Source organism: Arthrobacter sp. Y3225209, from assembly GCF_059090685.1.
Genome location: NZ_JBNHFW010000002.1, coordinates 284,951 through 292,736, shown reverse-complemented (window position 1 = coordinate 292,736; position 7,786 = coordinate 284,951). Strand labels below are relative to the sequence as shown.

9 protein-coding genes and 1 tRNA gene are annotated in these 7,786 nt (G+C 65.6%); 5 read left to right on the top strand and 5 right to left on the bottom strand.

Annotated features, from left to right (window positions below; all coding sequences use genetic code 11):
• Positions 1-258, bottom strand: a 258-nt coding sequence (locus tag AC5RVB_RS02885) for a hypothetical protein (RefSeq protein ID WP_494141896.1), incomplete at its 3' end; no start/stop codon positions are given.
• A 181-nt stretch (positions 259-439) separates the two neighbouring features.
• On the opposite strand from AC5RVB_RS02885, the gene AC5RVB_RS02880 reads away from it, so the two are divergent.
• Both AC5RVB_RS02880 and AC5RVB_RS02875 read left to right on the top strand, forming a co-directional pair.
• Positions 440-1,540 carry an iron-containing redox enzyme family protein gene (locus AC5RVB_RS02880; protein ID WP_494141895.1) on the top strand — a complete coding sequence of 367 codons (1,101 nt, stop codon included), beginning with the start codon at positions 440-442 and terminating at the stop codon, positions 1,538-1,540.
• Positions 1,537-1,878, top strand: a complete 342-nt coding sequence (locus tag AC5RVB_RS02875) for a CDGSH iron-sulfur domain-containing protein (protein WP_494141894.1) — start codon at positions 1,537-1,539, stop codon at positions 1,876-1,878. Before AC5RVB_RS02880 ends, AC5RVB_RS02875 begins: the two co-directional genes overlap by 4 nt.
• A gap of 103 nt (positions 1,879-1,981) precedes the next feature.
• On the opposite strand, the gene AC5RVB_RS02870 is transcribed toward AC5RVB_RS02875, so the two are convergent.
• Positions 1,982-2,054: transfer RNA gene (locus AC5RVB_RS02870), tRNA-Lys, on the bottom strand.
• A 202-nt stretch (positions 2,055-2,256) separates the two neighbouring features.
• Between AC5RVB_RS02870 and AC5RVB_RS02865 the strand changes: the two genes are divergently transcribed.
• The 3 genes from AC5RVB_RS02865 to AC5RVB_RS02855 all read left to right on the top strand — a co-directional run bounded on the left by AC5RVB_RS02865 (position 2,257) and on the right by AC5RVB_RS02855 (position 4,844).
• Positions 2,257-2,898, top strand: coding sequence for a hypothetical protein (locus AC5RVB_RS02865; RefSeq protein ID WP_227903228.1), 642 nt, complete (start codon positions 2,257-2,259; stop codon positions 2,896-2,898).
• Between the two features lie 316 nt (positions 2,899-3,214).
• On the top strand, positions 3,215-3,832 hold the full coding sequence (locus AC5RVB_RS02860) for a DUF47 domain-containing protein (protein WP_227903227.1): 618 nt from the start codon (positions 3,215-3,217) through the stop codon (positions 3,830-3,832).
• A gap of 1 nt (position 3,833) precedes the next feature.
• On the top strand, positions 3,834-4,844 hold the full coding sequence (locus tag AC5RVB_RS02855; RefSeq protein WP_227903226.1) for an inorganic phosphate transporter: 1,011 nt from the start codon (positions 3,834-3,836) through the stop codon (positions 4,842-4,844).
• A 3-nt stretch (positions 4,845-4,847) separates the two neighbouring features.
• Here AC5RVB_RS02855 and pstB read toward each other — a convergent pair whose 3' ends face one another.
• The 3 genes from pstB to pstC are packed head-to-tail and all read right to left on the bottom strand — an operon-like array spanning position 4,848 to position 7,699.
• Positions 4,848-5,627: a phosphate ABC transporter ATP-binding protein PstB gene (pstB, locus tag AC5RVB_RS02850; protein WP_227903225.1), complete on the bottom strand. Its 780-nt coding sequence runs from the start codon at positions 5,625-5,627 to the stop codon at positions 4,848-4,850.
• Positions 5,628-5,657: 30 nt separating this feature from the next.
• Positions 5,658-6,767, bottom strand: a complete 1,110-nt coding sequence (gene pstA, locus AC5RVB_RS02845; protein ID WP_227903224.1) for a phosphate ABC transporter permease PstA — start codon at positions 6,765-6,767, stop codon at positions 5,658-5,660.
• The gene (pstC, locus tag AC5RVB_RS02840; RefSeq protein WP_494141893.1) at positions 6,767-7,699 is read right to left on the bottom strand and encodes a phosphate ABC transporter permease subunit PstC; all 933 of its coding nucleotides are present in this window, start codon (positions 7,697-7,699) and stop codon (positions 6,767-6,769) included. The genes pstA and pstC overlap by 1 nt, the downstream gene beginning before the upstream one ends.
• Positions 7,700-7,786: the final 87 nt, after the last annotated feature.

Genomic DNA, 7,786 nt, shown 5'->3' with positions numbered 1-7,786 from the left:
GTGCCGGCCGGCCAGCCACGCGGCGGCCGCGGTACTGCCGGCCACCAGCAGCATACCGATGGCTGCGGTGCCGCCGGGCCCGGTGCTGACACCCCAGGCAGCAGTCAGGAGAACGCCAAGAAAGGCAATAAAGCCGGTCCAGAACAGGCTCTCACCGTCCCGTTTGCGCAGCGCCCGGTCCAGACCGGCAGCGCCGGCTGCCAGCACACCGGCGAGCAGCAGCAGCGGCAGGACGAGGGTCGGGCCAGCCTCGGGCATGTCGGCTCCTTTCCTTGCGTTTCCTGCCTCCATTGCACCTAACCCGGAGGCAAAGGTCAATGGCGGACCCGTCCGTCCCGAAGCGCCGGAACCGGGATACCAAGTATGCTGACAGCTGGATTCTTTTCCATGTCCAAGGACCACCACCCGCGCCAAAAGTGCCGGAGACGTAAGGAAAGCAATGAAGATTCCCGCCCCCCGAGGGCGCGTCAGCGCCACCCTGCTCGACCTGCTCACCAGTACCACCCGGAACGAGGGGTATCCGTCCCTGGTTGCTGCCGTTGAGGAGTCACTGGCCGCCGGCACGGACCTCCTGCGCGACGAGGACCTGCAGCTGACCCTCTTCTGCCTGTACGAACTGCACTACAGCGGACTGGAGGGCGTGGAGGATGCGGCTGAGTGGGATCCGCAGCTGATCGCCATCCGGTCCCGGCTGGAAGCCGCGTTTGAAGCAGTACTGCGGGATATCGTGCCGGTTCCCGAGCTCCCGGCTCCCAGGAGCGAGGACGTGGCGGCTACGCTCTTCAGCCTTGCCGCAGAGGACAGCGGACCCGACGTGTCCCGCTACGTTGCCGGCAAGGCAAGCGTGGAGCAGCTGAGGGAGTTCCTGATCCTGCGCTCCATCTACCAGCTCAAGGAAGCGGACCCGCACAGCTGGGTCATCCCCCGCCTGCCGGCCGGCCGGGCAAAGGCCGCGCTAATTGAAATCCAGGCCGACGAGTACGGCGGCGGCCGCCCCGAACGGATGCATTCGAAGCTTTTCGCCACCACCATGGAGGGCCTTGGCCTCAACGCCGGGTACGGCTACTACATTGACGAGGTGCCCGCGCTCACGCTGGCTTCCTCCAATGCCATGTCCCTCTTTGGCCTGAACCGGCGGCTGCGCGGCGCCATCGCCGGACACCTCGCGGCGTTTGAAATGACTTCCTCGATTCCCAACTCGTTTTATGCCCGCGGTTTCCGCCGGCACGGATTCGACGACAACGTCACCTACTACTTTGACGAGCATGTGGAGGCCGACGCCGTCCACGAGCAGATAGCCGCCCGGGACCTGGCGGGCGGACTCGCCGAAGCGGAACCCGAACTGCTGGGTGACATCATCTTCGGTGCCGCCAGCGTCCTGGCCATCGATGCCCTGCTGGGTGAGGAGCAGCTCACTGCGTGGAAGGCCGGGGAATCAGCTCTGCTGCGGCCGCTGCAGGGAACGCAGGACAATGCTCCGGACACCGCCGCCTCCGCCGCGCTGGCCGCGGCGGCCATGGCCGGCGGTGTGACCCCGTGACCGCTGCTGAACCCCGGGAGCCGGTCCGCGGGGACCAGGACCTTCCCGCACCTCAGGACCTCCCCGCTTCCAAGGGACCTGCCGCCCCGGCGTCCATAGTTGCCTATCCGAACGGACCGCTGCTGGTCCGGGGCGACTTTGAAATTGTCACTCCCGACGGCGTTCCACTGCCGCGGGACCGCGAAACCGTGGCCCTGTGCCGCTGCGGCGGGTCAGCCATCAAGCCGTACTGCGACGGTACGCACAAACTGATGAAGTTCGACACCACCCGCCGCCGGCCCGTGCCCAAACCGGCCCGGAAGGCTGCAGAGGACGCCGCTGCACCGGCGGAAGACTGAGACCGGACGTACCCGGGCTCCCCGTTGCCGCGCGAGAGTTTATAAACAGGAGCATAAAAAAGAACGGCCCGTTTTCACGGGCCGTTCTTTTTCGTATCGGGAGTGCGCCCAGCAGGGCTCGAACCTGCGACCCACGACTTAAAAGGACGTTGCTCTACCAACTGAGCTATAGGCGCTCCCACCGGTCCGGAGGCGAATGCCGCGGACCGACTGTCCCACTTTATCGCACACGGCACAGATCGCGGAAAACCTGGCTCCGGATGGATTGCCGTTGCCGGACCCGGGACCGGCGGACGTCGGAGACAGTCCCGCAGCGCGGCCGCCGGGTGCACCGGAAGACGCCTCGATTCTGCGGATTGGCGGGAGTATTCTCAAATTATGAGTGAGTCCAATTCAATGCCGCGCCATCACAAGCCAAAGCCCCTTGCACCCGTGGACTTCGCCAACTTCCCCGGTGGAGCCGATCCGGCCCGCGTCTCGGAGGCCGCCCATCTGGCCGCCCAGGCACTGGTCCACCACGGCCGCGAGAGCACCGATCCGGAAGTCACCCGCCGATTGGTTGAACTCGCAGACCAGCAGGGCGTCGAAGCCGTCGCCGAGATGTGGGCCGAAAGTCCGGCCCGTTCGCTGCCCGGCGCGCTCTGGCGGCTCTACGCCCTGCGGGCGGCCATCCAGCAGAATCCGGAACGGGTGGCCGCGTTTTACTCCGCCGGCAAAGACGTTGCCCAGGTATCCAAGGTGGTTGCCGGCGTCGCCGAACCTCTCGGCGCAGACGAGGTGCGGGCCATGGCAGACACCATCCTCTCCGGCGCCTTCGAAGGCGAATTCGACGTCGCACTGGAGCGTTTCGCTGCCTTCTGCCGGGTGGTTGCCCTGGGGCAGACGAACCACGCCGACTCCTCCGAGGCCTCCAACGGCAACCGCGCCACCATGCTCACCCGTAATGCCCGGCAGCTGGTGCGCACCGCAGAGGATCTGGAGCACTCAGCCGCTGCCTGGCGGCGGGGCGAACTGGACTGAGCCGACTGCAGGAGCCCCTTGCCATGGCGCTCGTCACACCTCAGCGGCTGCACCAGGGCCCGTGTTGACATCGCCGGGCAGGCGTAGAAAACTGAAATTGGTGTCGGACTGCGGAACCCCCGGGCTTCAACTCTGAGCCGCTTCGAGCGGCCTTCCGCCGAGAGGCGCTCCCGGTCCGGCACCGTTACATTTCCTCATCGGGGATCAGCGCGCCTCTGCCGCACCTTTAGCCCGATCCACGGCCTCCCATCGGATATTCTGAGGCAGTGAGAACCTTCGTGCAGGATCCTCCTTCCGCGGACGAATTGCGTCCGGCGTGAAACTTCGACTTTTCCCGCAGGAAAACGCGGGCCTGGAGCTGCTTTCGCGCATGGCCTCCCAGCTGCTGCGCGGCACGGGCGTGATGGCCGAAATCCTGGGCGCCGACCCGGAAGACTTCGACCGCCTCACCGAGCAGCTGCACCAGATCGATGCTGAGACCACGGACCTGCACTTCGCTTTGCTCACCCAGATGCGGACCAGCTTCATCAACCCCCTCCCCCGGGAAGACCTCTACGAGCTTTCCCTGATTCTGATGTCGGCCATGGAATGCCTGGACGCATCAGCCGAGACGGTCTCCCTCTATAAACTCACCGGGGTTTCCGGCCGCGCCTCCGAACAGTTGGAAGTGATCGGCCGGCAGGCGGAGCTGACGGCCTCGGCCATGCGCAGGCTGGCTTCGCTCGAGGACCTGGAAGAGTACTGGATCGAGATGCTGCGGCTTGCCCGGCGGGCCGAACGCACCCGCCGGATCTGGGTTGCGGAACTGATGCGTGAGCACAAACCCATGCCCTATGCCCGGCACCGGGACCTCGCTGACCGTCTTTCCGGCACCGCCACCCAGCTTCGCCGAGCTGCCACGTTCGTGGGCGGCGTCCTCGTGCGGGAATCCTAGGGTGGCGTTCTTCCTCCTGTGCGCCGTTGTACTGCTGGCCGGCGCCTACGCCTTCCTCAACGGCTTTCATGATGCCTCCAATTCCGTGGCGACGTCAGTGCGCACCCGCGCACTGACCCCCACGGTGGCCATCGCCCTGGCGTCCGCCTTCAACTTCCTGGGGGCGCTGGTCAGTACCGCCCTGGCCGTGGCCCTGACGGTCCGTTTTGTGGAACTGCCCGAGGGTCCGCAGGGGCTGGGCATCCTGATCGCGGGGCTTACGGCCGCCTGCGGCTGGGGTATCTGGACCTGGTGGCGGCGAATGCCTTCCTCCTCCACCCACGCGCTCGTGGGCGGAGTGGTGGGCTCAGGGGCGGCCTCAACCCTGGTGGGCGGGCAAAACATTGCCGGGTCTTCCCGCGTGATCTGGGAACAGCTTGCGCTGCCTCTGCTGCTGTCCCCGGTGATCGCCTTCGCCCTGGCCTACCTATTGGTTTTCCCCGCCACATGGCTGATGCGGTACAGCTCGCCCCGCCGCGGTGACGCCGGGAACCGGATTGCGCAGTCCGTCTTCACCTCCGTCTTCTCCCTGGGCCACGGGATCCAGGACGGACAGCGGACCATGGCCGTGGTGGTGCTCGCCCTGCTGGCGGCGGGTGAAACCACCGATGCGGGCATACCGACATGGGTCCAGGTTTCCGCTGCCCTGGCGTTGGCGGCCGGCACACTCTGCGGCGGCTGGCGGATTACCCACACCCTGGGCCACCGCCTGGTGCGAATGGATCCGCTGCGCGGCATGAGCGCCCAGGCGGTGAGTTCCTCCATGCTGTTCCTGGGCGCCTTCTGGCTGCATATCCCGCTGTCCAGCACCCAGACCATGGCCTCCGCCATTGTGGGCGCCGGAGCCAACCAGCGGTTCGCCACCGTGCGGTTCATTCCGCTGCGGGAAATCCTGGTCACCTGGCTGACCACTGCACCGGTGACCGCGGTCCTGGGCGGGATTCTGTTCCTGGCGCTGAGCCCCCTGCTGTAGGGGTTATCCGAAGCGGCCGGAGACGTAGTCCTCGGTGGCCTTCTCTGCCGGGTTGCTGAAGATAACCGGGGTGTCGGCGTACTCAATCAGCCGGCCGGGCTGGCCGGTGCCCGCAATGTTGAAGAACGCCGTCTTGTCCGAAACCCGCGCAGCCTGCTGCATATTGTGCGTCACGATCACCACCGTGTAATCGCTCTTGAGCTCCTCGATGAGGTCCTCGATGGCGAGGGTGGAGATGGGGTCCAGTGCCGAGCAGGGCTCATCCATCAGGATGACCTCGGGTGAGACGGCAATCGCGCGTGCAATGCACAGGCGCTGCTGCTGGCCACCCGATAGCCCCGACCCGGGCTTATCCAGCCGGTCGCGGACCTCTTTCCACAGGTTGGCGCCGGTCAGGGAACGTTCCACCAGATCATCAGCGTCCGCCTTGGAAATGCGCTTGTTGTTCAGCTTCACGCCTGCCAGCACGTTGTCCCGGATGGACATGGTGGGGAACGGGTTGGGCCGCTGGAAAACCATTCCGACGTGGCTGCGCACGGTCACGGGATCCACTCCCGGACCGTACAGGTTTTCGCCGTCGAGCAGCACTTCGCCTTCAACCCGGGCGCCGGGCAGGACCTCATGCATCCGGTTCAGGGTGCGCAGGAAGGTGGACTTGCCGCAGCCGGACGGGCCGATGAACGCGGTGACGGAGCGGGGTTCAATGTTGATATTGACGTCCTGGACGGCAAGGAAGTTGCCGTAGTAGACATTCAGGTCTTTGACGTCGATGCGCTTGGACATGTGTTCCTTTGGGGTAAGTCGCGGCAGGGCTTAGCGGGAGGTCCGGGGGGCGAAGATCCGGGCGATCAGGCGTGCGGCCAGGTTCAGCAGCATCACCATCAGGATCAGGATCAGCGCCGCAGCCCATGCCCGCTGGGTGCTGGGATCCGTGTTCGTGGGCGAGGTGGGGCTCATCAGCTGCCGGTAGATGAACGTGGGCAGGGTGCTCATCCAGCCGGCAAAGGCATTGAAGTTGATGGTGTTCACAAAACCGGCCGTCACCAGCAGCGGGGCGGTTTCGCCGATGACGCGGGCAATGGCCAGGGTTACGCCGGAGGCAATGCCTGAAATGGCCGTTGGCACCACCACTTTCAGGATGGTCCGCCATTTCCGCACACCCAGGGCATAGGAGGCCTCGCGCAGTTCATTCGGAACAATCTTCAGCATTTCCTCGGTGGAGCGGACCACCACCGGGATCATCAGTACCGACAGGGCGACGGCGGCCACGAAGCCGGTGCGGGTGCCCGGGCCAAACACGAGTCCGAAGAAGGCAGCGGCGAACAGGCCGGCCACGATCGAGGGGATGCCGGTCATCACGTCAACGAAGAAGGTGATGGCCCGCGAGAGGGCACCGCCGCGGCTGTATTCCACGAGGTACACGGCGGCCAGCAATCCCACCGGTACGGAAATCACGGTGGCCCAGAAGGTGATCAGCAGGGTGCCCACAATGCCGTGGTAGACACCGCCCAGGACCGGGGAACCGTCCTGGACCGTGGCGTTGTCCACTGCGCCGGTCATTCCGCCCATGGACGTGAGGAGGAAATCCGGGTTAAGGCCGGGCAGGCCCCGGACCAGGACGGTGAAGATGACCGAGACCAGCGGCAGCAGCGCCAGCAGGAATGCCCCGTAGACCAGGTTCGTGGCGAGCCGGTCCACGGCGTGGCGGCGGCCCTCCACCATCCAGGTCACGGCGGTGCCGCCGATAACGAAAATGAGCGCCGTGAAAATGGTGAAGGCAGCCACGGAAAAACCGATAAGGGCGGAGATTGCCGCGCCCAGGACAACCGCTACGGCCAGGATGACCCATGGCATGTAGCGCGGCAGCCGGTTCTTGGTCAGCATTGCTCCGGGCCGGTTCAGTACGGAGGGTGATTCGAGCATCAGTTGGCTCCCGAGAATTCTTTGTGGCGGCTGATAATCCAGCGGGCAATGACGTTCACTGCCAGGGTGATCAGGAACAGCACGAGTCCGGCGGCGATCAGTTCGGAGAGACGCAGCCCGAACGCCTCAGGGAAGTTCAGGGCAATCTCCGCGGCAATGGTCTGGTTGCCGGGGCGGATCAGGCTGGCAATCAGGCCGCCGGAGGAAAGCACCAGTGCCACTGCCATGGTCTCACCGAGGGCACGGCCCAGGCCCAGCATCACTGCGCTGATCACGCCGGGGCGGGCGAAGGGGAACACGGCCATCCGGATCATTTCCCAGCGGGTGGCGCCCATGGCCTGGGCTGCCTCTTCATGCAGTTTGGGAGTCTGCAGGAAGATCTCGCGGGTCAGCGACGTAATGATGGGCAGGACCATCACGGAGAGCACAATGCCTGCCGTGAGCATGGTCTTGCCTGTCTGGCTTGCGGGCCCGGAGAACAGCGGGATCCAGCCCGCGTTCTCGGCGAGCCAGTTGTACGGTCCCACCAGGGCGGGGGCCAGCACTGTCATACCCCAGGCGCCGTAGACCACCGAGGGGATGGCCGCGAGCAGGTCCACCAGGTAGCCCAGCCCCTGCGCCAGGCGGCGGGGCGCGTAATGGGAGATAAACAGCGCGACGCCGATCCCCACCGGGGTGGCGATCAGCAGTGCTATCGCCGCGGCAATGACGGTGCCGATGACCAGCGGCAGAATGTACTTGCCGAAGCCGCCGCCTCCGGAGATGTCGGACGGGTCGGCCAGGAAGGTCGGCAGCGCCTGCCACATCAGGAACACGGCCACGCAGAAGAGCACAAAGAGGATCAGGCACCCGGCTGCCACCGTGATGCCGGAGAAGATCTTGTCTCCGGCACGGCCGGCGCCGCCCTCACCAGTTATTGACTTGCTCGACAATGCTCAGACCCTTCGACGGTGTTGCGGGCTTTTCTATCAGTTTAGGTACTTTGCCCGGCCGGGCGGACCGGCTCCCCCGCCCGCGAA

Bases quoted from the DNA above. Each gene is read 5' to 3' on its own strand.
- AC5RVB_RS02880 (WP_494141895.1), top strand. From the start codon at position 440: ATGAAGATTCCCGCCCCCCGAGGGCGCGTCAGCGCCACCCTGCTCGAC.
- AC5RVB_RS02865 (WP_227903228.1), top strand. From the start codon at position 2,257: ATGAGTGAGTCCAATTCAATGCCGCGCCATCACAAGCCAAAGCCCCTT.
- pstB (WP_227903225.1), bottom strand. From the start codon at position 5,627: ATGTCCAAGCGCATCGACGTCAAAGACCTGAATGTCTACTACGGCAAC.
- pstA (WP_227903224.1), bottom strand. From the start codon at position 6,767: ATGCTCGAATCACCCTCCGTACTGAACCGGCCCGGAGCAATGCTGACC.